Annotated in this window: 19 protein-coding genes and 1 tRNA gene; 10 read left to right on the forward strand and 10 right to left on the reverse strand. The window is 59.9% G+C overall.

Annotation, left to right across the window (positions count from 1 at the left end; all coding sequences use genetic code 11):
• Positions 1–50: 50 nt before the first annotated feature.
• On the forward strand, positions 51–989 hold the full coding sequence (locus ACR52_RS24575) for an ADP-ribosylglycohydrolase family protein (protein ID WP_048730389.1): 939 nt from the start codon (positions 51–53) through the stop codon (positions 987–989).
• On the opposite strand, the gene ACR52_RS24580 is transcribed toward ACR52_RS24575, so the two are convergent.
• From ACR52_RS24580 to ACR52_RS24590, 3 genes are read right to left on the reverse strand one after another with little or no spacing between them, the layout of a single operon-like run.
• Positions 951–2213: an NAD(P)/FAD-dependent oxidoreductase gene (locus ACR52_RS24580; protein ID WP_048730390.1), complete on the reverse strand. Its 1263-nt coding sequence runs from the start codon at positions 2211–2213 to the stop codon at positions 951–953. The genes ACR52_RS24575 and ACR52_RS24580 overlap by 39 nt on opposite strands.
• Positions 2210–3160 carry a dihydrodipicolinate synthase family protein gene (locus ACR52_RS24585; RefSeq protein WP_048730392.1) on the reverse strand — a complete coding sequence of 317 codons (951 nt, stop codon included), beginning with the start codon at positions 3158–3160 and terminating at the stop codon, positions 2210–2212. Before ACR52_RS24585 ends, ACR52_RS24580 begins: the two co-directional genes overlap by 4 nt.
• A gap of 28 nt (positions 3161–3188) precedes the next feature.
• Positions 3189–4115 carry a 4-hydroxyproline epimerase gene (locus ACR52_RS24590; RefSeq protein WP_048730393.1) on the reverse strand — a complete coding sequence of 309 codons (927 nt, stop codon included), beginning with the start codon at positions 4113–4115 and terminating at the stop codon, positions 3189–3191.
• Positions 4116–4282: 167 nt separating this feature from the next.
• Here ACR52_RS24590 and ACR52_RS24595 point away from each other — a divergent pair, with 167 nt between their 5' ends.
• From ACR52_RS24595 to ACR52_RS24620, 7 genes are all read left to right on the forward strand, one after another.
• Positions 4283–5077 (forward strand): AraC family transcriptional regulator, encoded by a 795-nt coding sequence (locus ACR52_RS24595; RefSeq protein ID WP_048730395.1) that lies wholly within the window; start codon positions 4283–4285, stop codon positions 5075–5077.
• 70 nt (positions 5078–5147) lie between these two features.
• Positions 5148–7214, forward strand: coding sequence for a maltose alpha-D-glucosyltransferase (gene treS / locus ACR52_RS24600; protein WP_048730397.1), 2067 nt, complete (start codon positions 5148–5150; stop codon positions 7212–7214).
• Between the two features lie 154 nt (positions 7215–7368).
• Positions 7369–7515 (forward strand): hypothetical protein, encoded by a 147-nt coding sequence (locus tag ACR52_RS30810; protein ID WP_161799316.1) that lies wholly within the window; start codon positions 7369–7371, stop codon positions 7513–7515.
• A gap of 37 nt (positions 7516–7552) precedes the next feature.
• Positions 7553–7750 (forward strand): hypothetical protein, encoded by a 198-nt coding sequence (locus tag ACR52_RS24605; protein WP_048730399.1) that lies wholly within the window; start codon positions 7553–7555, stop codon positions 7748–7750.
• 374 nt (positions 7751–8124) lie between these two features.
• Positions 8125–9702: a sensor domain-containing diguanylate cyclase gene (locus ACR52_RS24610; RefSeq protein ID WP_048730401.1), complete on the forward strand. Its 1578-nt coding sequence runs from the start codon at positions 8125–8127 to the stop codon at positions 9700–9702.
• A gap of 331 nt (positions 9703–10033) precedes the next feature.
• Positions 10034–10495, forward strand: coding sequence for an anti-virulence regulator CigR family protein (locus ACR52_RS24615; protein WP_048730402.1), 462 nt, complete (start codon positions 10034–10036; stop codon positions 10493–10495).
• A 146-nt stretch (positions 10496–10641) separates the two neighbouring features.
• Positions 10642–11283: a hypothetical protein gene (locus tag ACR52_RS24620; protein ID WP_330219126.1), complete on the forward strand. Its 642-nt coding sequence runs from the start codon at positions 10642–10644 to the stop codon at positions 11281–11283.
• A gap of 23 nt (positions 11284–11306) precedes the next feature.
• On the opposite strand, the gene ACR52_RS24625 is transcribed toward ACR52_RS24620, so the two are convergent.
• The 3 genes from ACR52_RS24625 to ACR52_RS24635 all read right to left on the reverse strand — a co-directional run bounded on the left by ACR52_RS24625 (position 11307) and on the right by ACR52_RS24635 (position 12842).
• On the reverse strand, positions 11307–11543 hold the full coding sequence (locus ACR52_RS24625; RefSeq protein ID WP_048730404.1) for a hypothetical protein: 237 nt from the start codon (positions 11541–11543) through the stop codon (positions 11307–11309).
• Between the two features lie 568 nt (positions 11544–12111).
• Positions 12112–12198: transfer RNA gene (locus ACR52_RS24630), tRNA-Leu, on the reverse strand.
• Positions 12199–12560: 362 nt separating this feature from the next.
• The gene (locus tag ACR52_RS24635) at positions 12561–12842 is read right to left on the reverse strand and encodes a hypothetical protein (protein WP_048730405.1); all 282 of its coding nucleotides are present in this window, start codon (positions 12840–12842) and stop codon (positions 12561–12563) included.
• 195 nt (positions 12843–13037) lie between these two features.
• Here ACR52_RS24635 and ACR52_RS24640 point away from each other — a divergent pair, with 195 nt between their 5' ends.
• A complete protein-coding gene (locus ACR52_RS24640) occupies positions 13038–13496 on the forward strand; it encodes a GFA family protein (RefSeq protein WP_048730406.1) in 459 nt (152 codons plus the stop codon).
• A 2-nt stretch (positions 13497–13498) separates the two neighbouring features.
• Here ACR52_RS24640 and ACR52_RS24645 read toward each other — a convergent pair whose 3' ends face one another.
• The gene (locus ACR52_RS24645) at positions 13499–14026 is read right to left on the reverse strand and encodes a DinB family protein (RefSeq protein ID WP_048730408.1); all 528 of its coding nucleotides are present in this window, start codon (positions 14024–14026) and stop codon (positions 13499–13501) included.
• A 124-nt stretch (positions 14027–14150) separates the two neighbouring features.
• Between ACR52_RS24645 and ACR52_RS24650 the strand changes: the two genes are divergently transcribed.
• The gene (locus tag ACR52_RS24650) at positions 14151–14846 is read left to right on the forward strand and encodes a tellurite resistance TerB family protein (RefSeq protein WP_048730641.1); all 696 of its coding nucleotides are present in this window, start codon (positions 14151–14153) and stop codon (positions 14844–14846) included.
• Here the strand turns inward: ACR52_RS24650 and ACR52_RS24655 are convergent.
• The 3 genes from ACR52_RS24655 to mgtA form a co-directional block, all read right to left on the reverse strand.
• Positions 14843–15664 (reverse strand): hypothetical protein, encoded by an 822-nt coding sequence (locus ACR52_RS24655; RefSeq protein WP_048730409.1) that lies wholly within the window; start codon positions 15662–15664, stop codon positions 14843–14845. The two genes, ACR52_RS24650 and ACR52_RS24655, sit on opposite strands and share 4 nt — an antisense overlap.
• A gap of 18 nt (positions 15665–15682) precedes the next feature.
• Positions 15683–16030: a DUF2493 domain-containing protein gene (locus ACR52_RS24660; RefSeq protein WP_048730411.1), complete on the reverse strand. Its 348-nt coding sequence runs from the start codon at positions 16028–16030 to the stop codon at positions 15683–15685.
• A gap of 65 nt (positions 16031–16095) precedes the next feature.
• Entirely contained in the window at positions 16096–18810 is a 2715-nt protein-coding gene (mgtA, locus tag ACR52_RS24665) for a magnesium-translocating P-type ATPase (RefSeq protein ID WP_048730413.1), read from the reverse strand.
• Positions 18811–19004: the final 194 nt, after the last annotated feature.

The raw sequence follows: 19004 nt of genomic DNA on the forward strand, positions 1-19004 counted from the left end.
AGTGCCCACCCAGGCGTGCGCCTCTGCACCCGCTTATTCAAGGAAGACCCATGTCCCTCACCCTTTCAGATCGTTATCGCGGCAGTTTGCTCGGCCTTGCCTGCGGTGACGCAGTCGGCACCACTGTTGAATTCATGCCGCGCGGCACCTTTGCGCCTGTCATTGATATGGTCGGTGGCGGCCCGTTCAACCTGAAGCCTGGCCAGTGGACGGATGACACCTCGATGGCGCTATGTCTGGCGGAAAGCTTGTTAAACAAGGGCGGCTTTGACGCGCAGGATCAGATGGGGCGCTACCTGAACTGGTGGAAGTGGGGGTATTGGAGTGCTACCGGAGAATGCTTTGATATCGGTATGACTGTTCGTGAGGCGCTGTCGGAATTTGAGCGCAATGGCAACCCCTTTGCAGGTTCAACCGATCCGTATTCCGCCGGCAATGGTTCGATGATGCGGCTTGCGCCGGTGGTGTTGTTCTACTTTCCTGATCGTCAACGCGTCCATACATTTACCGCCGAAAGCTCCCGCACGACTCACGCCGCCCAGGAGGCAATCGAGTGTTGCCTGGTGCTGGCGGAGGCCATCAGCAACGCCCTGGCTGGCGGCTCAAAAGCGCAGGTATTGCAACTGTCGAGTACGCACCTGATTGCCCCGAAAGTCGCAGCGATTGCGCGTGGAGATTATCGCGACAAGCAGCGCGCAGGCATCGTTGGCTCAGGCTATTCGGTGGCCTCGCTTGAAGCCGCGCTCTGGTGTTTCCATCATACGGACAGCTTCGCAGAAGCCGTATTAATGGCTGCAAACCTGGGTGATGATGCCGACACCACCGCCGCCATCGTCGGCCAATTGGCAGGCGCGCATTACGGTGTGCACAGCATCCCGCTGGCGTGGATGGATAAGCTATGGATGCGCGACGAGATCCAGGATATCGCTGACTCATTGCTTCAGGCAGCCCTAAAACCGGCCCAGCCGATAGGCCCCCAGCGCCGGTAAACCACTCGGCACACTTTCAACGCTCGCCAATTGCGCGATCAACTCAGCGGTGATCGCCGCCTGCGTGAGCCCCAAATGTTGATGACCAAACGCAAGCAACACCTTGCCCTCAACCACCCGATCAATGATCGGCAGCGAATCCGGCAAGCTCGGCCGAAACCCCATCCACGCTGTGGCATCAGCCGCGTTCAGATCCTGGCGAAACAAGCCCTGGCTCAGTCGATGCAACTGCCATGCACGTGCCATGTTCGGCGGGCAATCAAGCCCGGCGAACTCCACGGTACCGGCCAGGCGCAAACCCTGCGTCATGGGCGTCATGATGAATTTTCGCTCCAGGGAGGTGACAGCGAACGGCAACCGGCCGTGTTCATGGGGCAGCATCAGGTGATAGCCACGCTCGGTGTCCAGCGGGACCTTTTTCCCGGTCAGCGCGGTTGTGAGTTTCGCGGAGTGCGCACCGCAGGCGATCAGCAGCCGGCGCGCCGCAAAAGGGCCCTGATCGGTGATCAGCTCGACGCCCCGTGCTTCAACCCGCCCATCCAGCACCTGGCGTTTGAGAAACTGCACGCCGCTGGCCTTGGCGGCGGCCACTAACGCACCCACCACCTGATAGGGATCAATAAAGTGCCCGGTGCCGGGGAAGAACAGCCCGCCCTGGATTGCATCGCTCAACTGCGGCGCGACGGTGCGTATGGCATCACCCGACCAGGCATCCACCGGCACGCCTTGTTGCTTCATGCGCTGTTGCAGCGCGTCAATGGCTTGCCGCGAGTCGGCGCGTTCGAATACCAGCAACGAGCCGTCTTCGCGCAGCAGGTCCGGCCGTTCGATGGCTTGGAGCAACCGCTGCCATGCACCCAGGCTGGCTTCGTTGAGCGCACGAAGGCCCGCCACGGTCCGCAGATAGTGCGTCGGGCGCAGGTTCAGCAGCAGCCGAATAAACCAGGGCAGGGCGCGCGGCAGGTATTTCCAGTCCACACGCAGCGGCCCCATCGGGTCCATCAGCATGGCCGGCAGCCGTTTGAGGATCGACAGGTCAGCGATGGGGAACACTTGCTCAGTCGCCAGGTGGCCGGCATTGCCATAGGAGGCGCCCATGCCGGGATCCTGCTGGTCGATCACCACCACGTGGCGGCCCTGGCGCGCGAGCTGCAAGGCGCAGGCGACGCCGATGATGCCGGCGCCGACTACGACGAAATCCGCTTGGTTGCCCGCCACGGTCATGGCGTCAGCCTGTGTTCGGCCGACCAGCTGGCGTACCACTGACGGAACAACGCGTATTGGTGCTCGGCATACCGGCGCTGGGCGTCCGTCAGCACGTCGGTTTCATTGAAGTGCAGCGCGTAGCCCTGGTCACCGTTAAGCACCATCAAGTGCTTGTAAAACAGCACCAGGTCGCAGCCTTCATCGAACGACGACAGCACGCCCAGTGCGGCTTCCAACTCGCGGGCCAGGCGGCGGGCCTTGGCGTCGCCCTTGGCGGCTTGCTGGCTTAGCGCGACCAGTTGCAGCACTTCCCGTGGCAGGGCGTTGCCGATACCGGTGATGGCGCCGGTGGCGTTGCAGTTGACGAAGCCGTGCACCACTTGGGTATCGACGCCGACCATAAGGCTGACGTTATCGTCCTGCGAGGTGATGTTTTCAGCGGCGTAACGCAGGTCTGCGCCGCCGCCGAACTCCTTGAAACCGATCAGGTTGGGGTGCTCACGGCGCAGTTCGAAGAACAGGTCGGCGCGGGTCGCGAAGCCGTAGTAAGGGCTGTTGTAGATCACCGCTGGCAGGCTGGGCGCAGCGTTGAGAATCGCTGCGAAATGCGCCTTTTGTGCAGTGGCGGAGGCGCCGCGAGACAGCACGCGCGGAATCACCATCAAGCCATGGGCGCCGACCTTGGCGGCATGGGCCGCATGAGACACGGCTTCACGGCTGTTCACTGCACCGGTGCCAACGATGGTCGGCACGCCGGCGGCGACCAACCGCGCTACGCCTTCCTGCCGCTGGGCTTCGGTGAGCAAGGGCCAATCCCCCATCGAGCCGCAATACACCACCGCCCTCATGCCGATGTCGATCAATTCGCGACCCTTGGCGACCAGGGCGTCGAAGTCCGGCGTGCGCGCAGCGGTGCACGGGGTCATCAGGGCGGGGATGCAGCCGGTGAAGACAGTGTCGCTCATGGTGCTGACTCCTAGAAAAGGTGAGGGCTCAGATGCCCCAGGCGAAAGGGTCCTGCTCGTCGATCAGCAAGGTGCTGTCGGCGGTCATGTAGGCGCGGCCAGTGATGAAGGGGCGCACGCGGTCGCCGTCCCATTCATATCGGGCCTCGAATTGGCTACCGGTGATGCTGGCTTGCACCCACGGTTCACCGGGGCTCAGTTTTCCATCGGCGGCCAGGCAGGCGAGTTTGGCGCTGGTGCCGGTGCCGCAGGCCGAGCGGTCGTAGGCTTTGCCGGGGCACATGACGAAGTTGCGGCTGTCGGCGTGGTCGTCGTCGGCGAACAACTCTACATGGTCGATCAGCGCGCCGTGTTCACCGTGGACCCCTTGGGATTCGAGGGCTTTGAGCATCGCCCAGGTGTAGTCGGTGAGGGCGTCGACGTTGCTCATCTGCAACGTATGACCATGGTCCGACACCAGGAAAAACCAGTTGCCGCCCCAGGCTATGTCACCGTAGACCACCCCATGCCCCGGCACGTCCACCGGCACCTGTTGGCGATAGCGGTAGGCGGGAACGTTGCGCAGGGTGACCGCGCCGTCTTCGTGCAGCGTGGCTGCCACCGGGCCCACGGGTGTGTCGAGGGTGTGCACGCCGGGCGCGATGCGCCCCAGATGGTGCAGCGAGGCCACCAGGCCGATAGTGCCGTGCCCGCACATGCCGAGGTAGCCTGCGTTGTTGAAGAAAATCACCCCGCAGGTGGCGCCCGGTGTGACCGGCTCGCAGTACAGCGCGCCGACCAGTACGTCGTTGCCGCGCGGTTCCAGCAGGCAGGCGCGGCGCCAGTGATCATGCTCGGTGCGCAGCTGTTCAAGCTGCTCAGCGATGCTGGCGCCAGTGAGTGCGGGAAAACCGGTCAGCACCAGTCGCGTGGGTTCGCCGCCGGTGTGGGAGTCGATGACGTGCAGTCTTTTCATAGCGCGCTCCATTGAGGACTGGCCTATCGTGTACGCATCAGCCGTGCGCCGATTGATGTTTTACGCCCTCATGGATGACGAATTCAGCACAATTCCCCGCGCTCGACAGCGCACCGGGCATGCGGCAATCTGCTCGACGTCAACGCGAAAAATGGGGAGTGACCGTCATGCTGCACAGCGCATTTGCGACCCTGAGCCAAGGGAGCGAGGCGAATCGCCCGCACAGCATCGAGCAACTGTTGGCCGGTGTGGCGCAGCTGTTGCCCCTGCTGGATGTGATCCCCAATGCGGCGATCTTCATCAAGGATGTCGACGCCCGCTATGTGCTCGCCAACCGCACACTCGTGCAACGCTGCGGCCTCAAGCAGCTGCAACCGCTGCTGGGCAAGACCAGTGCCGAAGTGTTCCCTGTGCAACTCGGCCCCGGCTACACCGACCAGGACCGCCGCGTGCTGGAGCAGGGGTTTGTCCTCGAAGACCAGCTCGAATTGCACCTTTACGGCAGCCGCGAACCGGGTTGGTGCCTGACCCACAAATGGCCGCTGTACAACCACGTTGGCCAGATCATCGGCCTGGCCGGCATCTCGGTCGACCTGCAATCGGCCAGCGAAGCCCACCCTGCTTACCAGCGCCTGGCGGCTGTGGATGACTACATTCGCGCGCACTTCAACCGGCGCGTCACCTTGGGTGAGCTGACGCGCATCGCCGGGATTTCAGTCGCGCAGCTGGAGCGTTACTGCAAGCGCGTGTTCCACCTGACGCCCCGGCAAATGATTCAGAAAGTTCGGCTGGAGCACGCCCATTGGTTGTTGCACACCGAAATGCCGATCACCGAAGTGGCGCTGCACTGCGGCTACACCGACCACAGTGCGTTTACCCGCCAATTCAAGGCGTCGACGGGGTTTACGCCGAGGCAGTATCGGCAGGCGACTGCTGGCCAGGCGTCGTTGCTCTCGATGTAATGCAACGATTAGCCCCGTCGCCCCTCATATGCTTACGAGCAAACTTTTCATCACGACAGGTATCGGGCTTATGACGGCAACGGACAACGACCATGTGAACAGGCTGGTGCAACAGTCGATGCTGCACGCGGCCCGCCAGCGCGCGAAGCTCTATTCGGGGCAAGGGCGGTTGTGGCAACAGCCGTATGCGCATACCCGCCCGCGTGATGCGACTGCTTTGTCGTCGGTGTGGTTTACCGCTTATCCCGCCTCGATTGTCACCCGTGAGGACGGCACCGTGCTGGAAGCCCTTGGCGATGAAGCCTTGTGGCACGCGTTGTCGAAAATTGGCATCCAGGGTATCCACAACGGCCCGTTGAAAAAGTCCGGCGGCCTGTCCGGGACCGAGCACACGCCAACTATCGACGGCAATTTCGACCGCATCAGCTTCGACATCGACCCGCAACTGGGCACCGAGGCGCAGTTGCAGGCCTTGACGCGCATGGCCGCGGCGCACAATGCGGTGATCATCGATGACGTCATCCCATCGCACACCGGCAAAGGCGCGGATTTTCGCCTGGCCGAGATGGCGTATGAGGACTATCCCGGCCTTTACCACATGGTGGAAATCCGCGAGGAAGACTGGGCGTTGCTGCCCGACGTCGCCGAGGGGCGTGATGCGCAGAACCTCAGCCCGCTGCAGGTGGATGCGCTGCGCGACAAGCACTACATCGTCGGCCAGTTGCAGCGCGTGATCTTCTTCGAACCCGGCGTCAAGGAAACCGACTGGAGCGCTACGCCCGTGGTGCTCGGCGTGGACGGCAAGCCGCGTCGCTGGGTGTACCTGCATTACTTCAAGGAAGGGCAACCGTCGCTCAATTGGCTGGACCCTTCGTTCGCCGCGCAGCAGATGATCATCGGCGATGCCTTGCACGCTATTGATGTGATGGGCGCGAAAATCCTGCGCCTGGACGCCAACGGTTTTCTCGGTGTGGAGCGCAAGCTGGACGGCACGGCCTGGTCGGAAAGCCACCCGCTGTCGATCACCGGCAACCAGTTGCTCGGCGGGGCGATTCGCAAGGCGGGCGGTTTCAGCTTCCAGGAGCTGAACCTTACTGTCGACGACATCGCCGCCATGTCCCACGGCGGCGCCGATCTGTCCTATGACTTCATCACTCGCCCGGCTTACCAGCACGCGCTGCTGATGGGCGATACTGAATTCCTGCGCCTGATGCTGCGCCAGATGCATAACCTCGGTATCGACCCAGGCTCGCTGATCCACGCCTTGCAGAACCACGATGAACTGACGCTTGAGCTGGTGCACTTCTGGACCCTGCACGCCCACGACACGTTCCTCTATCAAGGCCAGACCTTCCCCGGCAACATCCTGCGCGAGCACATCCGCGAACAGATGTACGAGCGCCTGGCCGGTGAGCACGCGCCATATAACCTCAAGTTCGTCACCAACGGCGTGTCTTGCACCACTGCGAGCATCATCACGGCGGCCCTGGGCATTCGTGACCTCGACGCGATCACACCGGCGGATATCCAGCAGATCCGCCAGATCCATTTGCTGCTGGTGATGTACAACGCCATGCAGCCCGGGGTGTTTGCATTGTCCGGTTGGGACCTGGTGGGCGCGCTGCCGCTGGCAGCCGAAGAGGTCGCGCATTTGATGGAGGATGGCGATACGCGGTGGATTCATCGAGGTGCTTACGACCTGGTCGAGCTGAACCCGCAGGCCGAGTTGTCGGCAGGCCAGATGCCGCGCTCGAAAACCTTGTACGGCAGCCTTACCAGCCAACTGCAGGACCCGGAGTCATTCGCCTCGCAGTTGCAAAAAATCCTCGCCGTGCGCCGCGCCTACGACATCGCCGCCAGCCGCCAGATTCTGGTACCGGAAGTCGAACATCCGGGCCTGCTGATCATGGTTCACGAACTGCCGGCCGGCAAAGGCACGCAAATCACCGCGCTGAACTTCGGCGCCACGCCGATCACCGAAACCCTGCACTTACCCGACATCGCACCCGGGCCGGTGGTGGACATCATCAATGAACGGGTCGAGGGCGATCTCACGCCAGAGGGTGAGTTCACCATCACCCTGGATGCCTATGAAGGCTTGGCGCTGCGCGTGGTCAGCACTTCACCGATGATTTAGCGCGATCAACTGAGCGTGGGCGGCCCAGTCACAGGAGGATGTATCGGGTTTCGCCTGCGCCATGAATCATTCAAGCACCAGGAATTCCGGCAGGCCTGCGCGGCAGTAACGTTCTTGACCAGGTCCGGAATCCTTCGCAGTCTGGCAGCGTGCATTGCTCACCTACGCCGCGTCGCGCGTTGCACCGGACAAAGTGTTGTCGGGCTTGCCCACCTACGGCTACGACTACAGTCCCGAAAACCAGGTGCACCGTTCGTCCAGTGCCCGGCACTCTCGCCGCCAGGCCGTTTCTCATGTGTAAGCCCGGATACCCCCGCGCGTCACACTGGAGAGGCAGCATGGACATCGACAAGAACGCTCCCGGCAACAAATCCCAGCAGCCCGTCACACGCGATACAGACAATGAAACCGGCCTGAATCACACGACTGAGAAGGGTGGTACTGCGCGACCTCCTGAGGATGGCGCACCGCTTGAGGAAGATATGTCGGATGTTGACGCCGCCAGCTCGGTGTCGAGTGAGCATCCTGATTCGTGATGATTGCCTCGAGCTGATGAACCCGGCCGCTGTGCCGGGTTTTTTTTGAGCTTCGAGCAAGCATTGGGTGCACACTGAGTGTGGTGGATGGCGCATGGGTCGGTATTAGCATCGGGCCTGGCAGTGATGGAGGTGCATCGCGCGGATGTCCTCGATGTTTCTGCAAAGGTAACTTCAAAATGGGATTGCGCTTCGTTCGCGGCCGCATCCACTAAGCATGCTATCTTGCTCTTGCGAGCAGATGCAGTAGTTACATTAAGCGATTTACGCAAACACTCAATCGCACTCAGTTGTGCGCCCGCTGCCAATTATTAAGCAAATGGGCTGGAAGGTATGAAAAACGGATCGTCCAACCACCAAGCGATGGCGTATCTATGAAGATTTTCCCATTTTTCTCAAAGAGGCTCACACCCGCGGCCTTGCCCCGTGCGCTGATTTGCTTCATTGCTCTCGTCGGTTTGTCGATGGTTTTCGCTACTGGCTGGCAGATGAACCAATCCAAAATCGAGCGTATAGCGACCGTTAAAGTTTCGGTTTCTAATATCGTTCGAGCGGCGGAGCAGCAAGCACAAGACACTGTGAATCTGGCAGATAATACGCTGCGTGATCTCGCTGAACGCGTAGAGCATGACGGGATCGGCCCCGAGCAAAAAGCTCGTTTGGCAGCGCTGTTGGTTCAAGATGTAGCGAATATTAAGGGAATACAGGGACTGTTCATCTATGACGCCCAAGGTAACTGGGTCGCTAATTCCTTTTCCCAAGGCCTACAGACTAAAAACAATAGCGACCGTGCTTACTTCATTTATCACCGAGATAATGCTGATGAGTCCGTCCATATAGGCTCAATTGTGGAAAGCCGAACGACAGGGGACATGATTATCCCTATCAGCCGTCGCGTTAAAACCACGGAGGGTAAGTTCGCGGGCGTTGTCCTCGCTACGGTGCCAGTCTCGTATTTTCAGGCGTTCTTTGAGCGTATGGATGTCGATGATAACGGCGTCATTTTCCTCGCGCTTGACAATGGTGACCTGCTTGCTCGGCGACCAACGCCGGCCTCTCTGATGACGACCAACGTGTCCAAGGGCGATATTTTTAGCCTTTATCTACCGAAAAGTGACAGTGGCACAGCGATCATCAAATCCATAATCGATGGAGTCGAGCGGATATACGCTTATCGGCGCGTCTCTGGATTGCCCATCGTTGTAGCCGCCGGTGTGTCCTATCAGCATGTATTCGCACCCTGGTGGGCGTACGCATACCGATCCATTGCTTTGATCGGCGTGATCATTCTGACTTTATCTTTGCTGGGTGGTTTGTTGTACCGGCAAATTCGGCAGCTGATCGCCGCGGAGAACGATTTGAGTATCGCCAGGGCCGACTTGGAGATCATTGCTCGCACGGATAGCCTCACACAACTCGCAAATCGGCGCTGCTTCGACAGTGCGTTGCAAAAGGAATGGGCACGTGCCAGCCGGAACCACTCCGATATAGCGCTTATTTTATTGGATATTGACTGGTTCAAGCAGTTCAACGATCACTATGGGCACCTGCAAGGTGACGAGTGCTTGAAGCAGGTTGCGCAGCTCATCAGCGTCAATGTCAATCGGGCGGGCGACCTCGCGGCGCGTTTCGGAGGTGAAGAGTTTGTGATTTTGCTGCCGGAGACGGATCTGGCGGGGGCGCTCAGCATTGCCGAGAAAGTCAGGTCGGCCATTGCAAATACGCTGATAGAGCATTCAGCTAGCCCTATTGGCTGCGTCACAGTCAGTGCGGGCGTTGTGGCAACGTACGCCCCCGAAAAGGATGGGTATGAGGTTGCGTTGGCTGAGGCGGATCGATTCCTTTACTTCGCTAAATCAAAAGGGCGTAACCGTGTAGAGGGGCAATTAATACAAGGTAAAGGCGAATCTATTCATCTTGCCGAACCTTTGCCCTCAACGACCGACATCTGAAAATAGTGGTGTTTTGCTTTTGTAGATATTGAACTCACTCGCTGCGAAATCAGTTTGGCGATAGTTGGAACGTTTTCACTGCTCTTTTCGGTTTTCGAGTTATTTGCCGGAAGAGATGCCCTGTTTGCCGTGGCGAAATCAGCCGTGTTTGTGGTGATTGGCGTTTTGCTGGTCAGGAACTCAGTAAAGGCCTAGTTACACCCCCATGTGGCAGTTTCGCGCAAATGGCGACGTCCCCTAGCGGATGCAGCGAGTAGGGTGGGTTAAGCGGAACTAGAGTCGGCAATACCGTCTACATTTCAAGGGGTATTCCCTTTCGGAGAAGACGTTCATGTTTAGATCTCGCTCACTTGTAATCGCCGTTACCTGCCTTGCTTTGGCCGTAGGCTCAGTGACAGCTCTGGCCGACCCAGGCAATGGCAAGGGGCAGGGCAATGAAAAAGGCAACTCCCAAGGCGGCCAAGGGCATGGCAACCAAGGCAACAAGGGGAAAGGTTCCAGCGGAGGCGATTGGAGTCATGGTCCCAGCATTGATCGAGGCGGCGTATTGGGAGTGCTTGGCGGCTACCGTGACTATTGGAGCCCAGGTCCTTCACTGCCACCAGGGATACAAAAGAACCTAGCCAGAGGAAAGCCCCTTCCTCCAGGCATCGCCAAGAAGCTGGATGGCCGGTTGCTGGGCAGGCTGCCCCATTACGACGGCTACGAATGGCAGCAGGCAGGCACTGATCTGATCCTTGTAGCAATTGCTTCCGGCATAATTTACGAGGTGCTCAACGGAGCATTCGATTAAGGCGATAATGGTTCGATGATCTCGTCGCCAGGATCTTTCTGTATGGCCAGCAGACTTTTATTGCGGAATTCCCGCGCCACGTTTGCGGATATCTGGATATTGTGGCGCGGCGTATCAAGCAGGAATTGAGCTTTTGAGCCAAGCGCATGAAGATGATGAAACCTCAAAGTCCACCTCACTGCGTCGTAACGCCTCTAGCTGCGCCAAGCACTGAAAACCCTGCCGCCCACCCACCTATTTGGCATCGCGGCCCGGACTCACCGATCATTGGCAGCACGGGTGCGGCCATTTTGGGGTTCTGCTTTTCGGTGCTTGGGTTGTTGCCGGCCTTCGGGCTGGCGATATTGCTCATTATCGGGCTCGGCGCGATGCAGGGTGTGCCGTCCAGCGAAGAGTCGAGTTTCACAACGTCGTCGCTCATCCTGTTCCTGCTTGGCTTTGTAGTGCTTATGGGGTTTGTCTTTGCGTGGATTTTCTCTGAACCTAAAGTGCAGGCCTTCACGCTCGACGAAAGCCAGCAACTGATTACCCTCACTGTCACCCGTCGCGGCCGTAAACCCACCGAATTGCGTGTGCCATTTAGCGACATTATTCACATCTGTCCATACGTGCTCGCTACGTTTGACCGCGATGGCCATTTTAGCGTTGTGTATCAGGGACCGAAGGGCAAGGTGTTCGAATACCGATTTGCTGAGGGTACTTCTCTGGAAGAAATGGAGTTTCATGCTGCGTGGTTGCGAGGAGTAATAGGCGAACGGATGCACGAACTACTGAATCTGGACAAATGAACTACTACATCGCTTGATACGGGCTATGCGGCGCATGAATCGAATTTCACCTGGCGCCAGGCGCCGACCGCTTCGAAGATCCGCACGGCGTGCGCCTTATCCAGCGACAGGGCTTCGGGAATGGTGATCCAGCCTGACCCCACACGCTCTGCCCTTGAAATCGGAGGCTTGCGACGCTTCAGGAGGGTTTCTGGATCAATCTTTTCCGAACGTTTGGCCGGATCTGGATTGATCGACGGGCTCTCGCCGATGGTGAGCATTCGAGTGATCATCCGTTGCACGACGACCTGGGCGCCGGGCTCGCTGGCGGCATGTGCCAAGCATTCAAGCGCTTCATCGAGTGCTCATAGACCAGCATCCACGTCGTCTTCTGCCTCTTCCCGCTCCGCTGCTACAGCTTCGGCGGCGTACCTGCGTAAGTTGGGCCTGATCGCGCCTGAGCTAACCGACTTGCAGATCGACGGCGAATTGCAGGACCGTCTGAGCCGAACCAGACTCAGACTCAAACGTCTGCTATTGGCCCAGAGTGTGTAAAAACGCCTTCGCCAAAATTGAAGTGTGCGCGTCTACGTTAAATCTGAAATTTATCGGCACGTCAGCAGATGTGGATTTCGCGGAGAAGCGCGATTTTCAGTCCGGTTTTGAGTACCTGTCGCGCTCAAAAACGTTTTTACACTGCCTCGGCCGAAAGCGGTCCCGATGTGTCTCATAAATCATTGGTTTTTTGGTGGTTTGTGTTCGTTCGGCAGAACGCCGGGGGAATGAAAGTTGCGCAACAAAAAAGATAAGGGCCTGCATGAAGTTCATCATGCAAGCCCTTGATATATTTGGTGCCCGAACCCGGAATCGAACCGGGACGCCCTTACGAGCGGGGGATTTTAAGTCCCATGCGTCTACCAGTTTCGCCATTCGGGCGGCAGCGCGGTGCAGCAGGGTTGGGAATATATAGATCCAGAGGCTTCGGCGCAAGGTCGACGGGTGCTTTGTTGTCCAAATGCATCAATGAAAAAGCTCGATAGATCAGTGATCTACAGGCCCTTTCAAACAAAAATTGTAGCGTTGACCAGAGTGGTCTGTGGCGAGCGGGCTTGCCCCGCGTTGGGCTGTGAAGCAGCCCTAATAGCCTGACACTGAGTTTTATTGATTAAAACGCGGTGTCTTTAAGAGGGGCTGTTGCGCAGCCCAACGCGGGGCAAGCCCGCTCGCCACAACAGGCCCGCTAGCCACAGGAGGCCGGGCTGCCATAACAAGCCTGCCCGGCACAACAAACAGAATGACTAGACAAAAGGCTGACCACTGAAACCCCGTGGCAAGCGCTGCAACCCGGGCAGGTCGGTCAGGCGTTGTGTCCAGGCGCTGCGCCAGTCGCTGGAGGTATGGGTTTTGGCTTTGCGGGAGGCACGGCGAGCGGCGTTGCGCTGGGTGCGGCGCGCTTCCTTGTAGGCTTCGGTGTTGCGGCAGGTTCGGCATTTGACACGGTTCAGCTCGGTGCTGGACGTGAGGTTGGTGCCATGGTGGCCACAGGCTAGATGCCCGGCGACCTTGAAGTGAGTGACCATGTAAGCGTCTCCTTCTTATAGGGTACGCGCATCGGCAAACTCACGATGCACGCGGAGAGGGCGGGGCTGCAATTTATCCCGGCACCTATGTTTACGACCTCACTCGCAGGGCAGCGTTCGGTTTTTCGCGTGCCTGTTCAATCAGGGGGCGCGACGTTAACCTGCCACCACCCCAATCATAAAAAGGAGTGAGTGATGAGTGTCGAACCCCTGCCGCAAGAAGGTGGCTGCCGTTGCAACCGGGTGCGCTTCAGCGTAAGCCAGGCCCCGGTCATTACGATGGCGTGCCATTGCACCGGATGCCAGAAGATGACCTCCAGCGCGTTCTCCCTCAGCGCGCTGGTTCCCGCCAATGCGTTCACCGTCACCCAGGGCTGCCCGGTGGTTGGAGGCCTGCATGGGGTGGACCGCCACTACTGCTGCCCGCACTGCATGAGTTGGCTGTTTACACGCCCCCACGGCATCGATGAATTCGTCAATGTACGTGCGACCTTGCTCGATAACGCCCTGGTCTACGTGCCCTTTATGGAGACCTGGACCTGCGAGAAATTGCCTTGGGCCTCGACCCCGGCAGTCGAAAGCTTCGAGCAACTGCCCGAACCACAGGATTTCCCGCGCTTGCTGCAGGCGTATGCCGAGTTCAGCGCCCGCTGAGTTCAGTCGATCAATGCCAGCAGGTCCGTGTCGCCCACATCGTGCCCGGCCTGGGTCAGCAGCGTCGTCACCTGGCCCCGGTGGTGGGTCTGGTGATTGAAAAAGTGCAGCATCAGGCTGAAAAACGGTTTGTCGGCCGCCGCGCCGCGCATGTTGTGGTAATGCAGGCGCTGGTCTAGGTCGGCTTCGTTGATGCTGTGGGCCCAGTCGATGATCAGTTGATCCAGCCAGGCACGGCGGGTTGAGAGTTCGCCCAGATCATCGAAGGCCAACTGCCTCAAGTCGGAGGGCGTGGTGATGGCGCTCAAAGGGGCAAGCGCCGAATAGCCGGCAGGATGCTCGGCAAAGCGCTTGAGCCAGACGGTATCGCCCAGCACCAGATGGTTCAGCGTGCCGAGGATCGAGCTGAAAAACGCCTGCCGATCCTCGACCAGCGCTACGTGGCTCAGCTTGCCGGCGGCGTCATAGACCTTGCGGTTCATCCATTGGTTGTAGGTCGCCATCAGCACAATCTGTTCGATGCGGTGCACGTGTTTTATCCCTCAACGGAGCGTTGGCGCCATCATAAGGCGTGCCCGCCCGGCGGTCATGCTGTTCCAGCAGTGGCGGGCTATGGTTGTTGAACGCCAATACTGCGCCCCGGAGGGTGACACCATGAACACCAGCGATCTACTGGAACAGCTGCTGCGCGCCGGCAACACAGGCGGCGCGTCCTCGGGCGGTGGCCTGGGCGGGCTGCTCGGCGGGTTATTGAAAGGCACCAGCACCGGCAATGCCTCGGCCGGTGGCGGTCTGGGTGGGTTGTTGGGCGGCCTGGGCGGCATGCTGGGTGGTGCGTCTGCGACGCGTCCTGCGCAAGGAGGGCGTGCCGGCGGGATGAACTACGCGGCACTGGCGTCGCTGGGGATGATGGCGTTCCAGGCGTATCAGACCTGGCAGCGTCAGCAGGCTTCTGCGCCGCAGCAACCGTTGCAGACCGTGGATCAACTGTCGGGCCCCGAAGCCGAAGCCCATAGCCATGCGGTGTTACGCGCGTTGATCGCTGCGGCCAAAGCCGATGGCCGGATCGATGAAAAAGAGCACCAAATGATCTCCGCCGAACTGGGCAAGCATACCGACGATCCGCAATTGCAACAGTGGCTCGACGCCGAAGTCGCCAAGCCCCTGGATGCTGCGGATTTTGCCGAGTTTGCCCACGACCCGGCCGTGGCGGCCGAGGTGTATCTGGCCAGTGTGATGCTGGTGGACGACCAGCAGGACGCGGAGCGCAATTACTTGGATGACCTGGCGGGGCAACTGCAAATCGACCCGCAATTACAGCTGCACCTGGAGCAACAGACCAAAGCCTAGAACCTCACTGTGGCACCTGTGGTCAGCCATTGCGCACGATCACCGATCAGGCTGCGCCCGACCACCAGGTCCACGTCGACAAACTGCCCGACGTGGAACCTTGGCCCGGCTTGCCACGCCTGGTCACCACCCTCCTGGCCGTAGCGCTCGGCAATCAACGTCAGCGATTGCGCCACTCGGTATTCGAAGCCGGTGCCCCAGGTCAGGCGGTGTTTTTGCTCGCCGTCGTTGTAGGCATGGGTCCAGCCGGCGTTCAGATTCAGGCGCAGCGGCTCCCACGGTTGCCACGTCAACGGCACACTGAAATCCGCCCCGTCAAATGCGTGCTGCCGGTCGAGGGCAAAGTGCGCCCCGGCGGAGATGGCCATTTCCAGGCCAAGGTCTTGCCGCGACAGCAGCTGCGCCTTGAGCTGCGGGCTGATCTGAGTCTCGCCTTCGCCTGTGTTAGTGGCACGTGACAGCGCCGCGCCCCACTGCACCCAAGGCATCGCGCTGAACGTGCAGGCCGGGGACAGGGTTTCGTTGTGCGTACTGCCATCGTGGCGATTGGCGGCGTACCAGGCGTCGACGTTGCATGCTCCCGGCGCGTTGATGGCGCCGTCGTCGACCCCATACGAGCCACCCGCTGCATGAGCCGTGGAAAACACCGCGATAAGCAGCAGGCTGACCAGGGTCAAGCCGATAAAGACCAGGTTACGCTGCAACGCGCGCCGTTTTGCGTGCGGCAACAGCAGCAGCGTGGCCCGAGCCCCTCGATAGTTGCGCGCGCGGTATTTGGCAAACCCGTCGGGACGATGCGGGGTGTGTTTTTTGTGCATGATGCACCTCGCTTGAATTCAGCTTTCTACGGTCAGCACCGAAATGCCGCTGGCTTTGGCCTGGCAGACCAGCTCGGATGTGTCATCACCGCCCGGCAAGGCGATGACCACATCGGGGCGGCTGTCGGTCAGCATGAAATGGTTGCGCTGGCGTTCCGCCTGCTTGCCGTGGCGTTGCCAATTGGGTGGGTAACGCACCACATCGATGCCGATCTCCCGCGCCCATTCCTCGATGTCGCTGCCGAGGAACTGGTTGCCGCCGTGGATCAATACCTGCACCGGACGCAGGCGGTGGTAAGCGTCCAGCACTTGGCGAGACATTTTCGTGTCGGCGTAATGACGACCTGCACAGATCAAGACGCGCATGGTTGAAATCCTTGTAATGCACGGTAGCGGTCGGGCGACCGCCACCGTTTAAACGGCGGGGGTGATCAGTACCACTGCTTGAAGCGGCGGATGTAGATCGTCTTCATCAGTTGGGCGACGCAGCAGTAGCTGAGCAAGGTGCCCACCAGCCATGGGAAGTAAGCCAGCGGCAGCGGTTGCAGGCCCACCAGGCTGCCCAGCGGCGAGAACGGCACGTAGATCCCCAGGGCGATCACCACTCCCGTCATCATCAGCACCGGCCAGGCCGCCGTGCTCTGGAAGAACGGGATCTTGCGGGTACGCAACATGTGCACCACCAGGGTTTGCGAGAGCAGCCCCTCGATAAACCAGCCGGACTGGAACAGGGCCTGCATTTCCACACTGTTGGCGGCGAACACGTACCACATCAGCGCGAAAGTGGTGATGTCGAAGATCGACGAGGTTGGCCCGATCCAGATCATGAAGCGGCCGATGTTTTTCGCATCCCACTTGCGTGGCTTGGCCAGGTATTCCTTGTCCATCTTGTCCCACGGCAGGGCCAGCTGGGAGATGTCGTACATCAGGTTTTGCAGCAGCAGGTGAATCGACAGCATCGGCAGGAAAGGAATGAACGCACTGGCCACCAGTACCGAGAACACATTGCCGAAGTTGGAACTGGCGGTCATGTTCAGGTACTTCATGATATTGCCGAAGGTTTCACGGCCCTTGAGCACGCCTTCTTCCAGCACCATCAGGCTCTTTTCCAGCAGGATGATGTCGGCCGATTCCTTGGCGATGTCCGTGCCGCTGTCCACCGAGATACCCACGTCGGCATCGCGTAGCGCCGGCGCATCGTTGATACCGTCTCCCAGGAAGCCCACGGTATGGCCGTTGGCTTGCAGGGCTTTGAGCACACGGGACTTCTGCAGCGGTGTGAGCTTGGCGAACACGGTGCGTTCTTCCACGCGGCGCTGCAGGGTAGCGTCGTCCATCGCTTCGATTTCCACGCCCAGCAGCGGCTGACCGGGTTCGAGGCCGACCTGGCGGCAGATTTTGCGGGTGACCACGGCGTTGTCGCCGGTCAGCACTTTCACCGCCACGCCGATTTGTTGCAGCGCAGCAATCGCCGGGCCTGCAGTTTCCTTCGGTGGATCGAGGAAGGTCAGGAATCCCTGGATCACCAGGTTGCGCTCATCGGCAGTGGTGTACTGCTGACGCGCCAGCGCCTTGGGGATAGTGCGGGTCGCTACCACCAGTACGCGGAAACCATCTTCGTTGTAGTCGTTGGCAATCGCCAGCAACTCCTGGCGGCGGCGTTCGTCCAGCGCTACCGCAGTGCCAGCCTCCATCACATGGGTGGAAATGCTCAGCATCTCTTCCACGGCGCCTTTGCACACCAGCAGATGGTCGGCAGCCGCGTCCTTGACCACGATCGACAGGCGACGGCGTACGAAGTCGAACGGCAATTCATCGACCTTGCTGTAGGCAAACGGCACGTGGAACTTCGGGTTCTGCCCCGAGAACTGCACCACGGCCTGGTCCATCAGGTTCTTCATGCCGCTCTGGTGGTAGCTGTTCAGCCAGGCCAGGGACAGCACCGCATCGTCGCGCTGGCCGAAGGCGTTGACGTGATGCTCAAGGATGATCTTGTCCTGGGTCAGGGTGCCGGTCTTGTCGGTGCACAGCACGTCCATCGAGCCGAAGTTCTGGATTGCGTTGAGGCGCTTGACCACCACTTTGCGCTTGGCCATGGCCGTGGCGCCCTTGGCCAGGTTGGCACTGACGATCATCGGCAGCATTTCCGGGGTCAGGCCGACGGCAACCGCCAAGGCAAAGAGGAAGGCATCGCCCCAGTCGCCCTTGGAGAACCCGTTGAGGAAGAACACGATCGGCACCATCACCAGCATGAAGCGGATCAGTAGCCAGCTGACGCTGTTCACGCCACGGTCGAAGGCGGTTTGCGAGCGGGAGCCGACAATCGCTTTGGCCAGCGAGCCAAAGTAGGTGCGCGGCCCGGTCGCTACCACCACGGCTTTCGCCCGGCCGCTGACCACGTTGGTGCCCATAAAGCAGATGTTCGGCAGGTCCAGCAGGTTGCCTTGATCGGCGGCGAGCGGTGCGGCGGATTTTTGCGTGACATCGCCCAAGGTGTCGTACTTCTCGACCGGCAAGGCTTCGCCGGTCAGCACGGCCTGGCTGATAAACAGATCACGGGATTCGATCAGGCGGATGTCGGCCGGGATCATGTCGCCGGCGGACAGCTGCACGATGTCGCCGGCCACCAGCTCGCGCATCGGTACTTCACGCAGGGTCGGCTGGCTGCCCATTTGCTCGCGGCGCAGCACGGTTGCGGTGGTGCGCACCATGGCTTTCAAGGCTTCGGCGGATTTGGCCGAGCGGTGTTCCTGCCAGAAGCGCAGCAGGCTGCTGAGCAGGACCATGAGCATGATGATAATGACTTTGGTCGGATCGACCTCTTCGCCATCCTGCATCGGCAGCCAGATGTCGGTGAAGAAACTGATGGCCGCCAGGGTCAACAGCACGTAGATAAACGGGTTGTTCAGTGCCTGCAGGAACTGGACGATGGCGTGAGGCGGCTTGTCATGGGCGACTTCGTTGTGGCCTTCCCGTAGCAGACGGGCAGAGGCGTCCAGCTCGGTCAGGCCATCCTGGGTGGCGCGTACGTTGGCCAGGGTGGCCGACAGGCCGTTGTGGGCTTCGCGGGCGGCACGCATCGACAGCCTGGTGTCGGCGTCGGTGCCCTTTTTCTTGTGCAGTGGCGTGTTTTTTACGGCGCTCATTGTCTGTACTCCTGTCGCCAATTCTCGACAAAACATACCCGGTACTTACCTGAATACAGGCGAGCGAAAGCATGCCGAGCCGCGGACTTCGCGATCGGTTCAAATAGGGTGTTGAATAACTTTTATAGGGCCCGCTAACAGCGCGTTAATTAACTTGCGCGCAGCGGGCTACTACTGGATTGGTTCATAAAGAA

This window comes from Pseudomonas fildesensis (assembly GCF_001050345.1).
GTDB lineage: Bacteria > Pseudomonadota > Gammaproteobacteria > Pseudomonadales > Pseudomonadaceae > Aquipseudomonas > Aquipseudomonas fildesensis.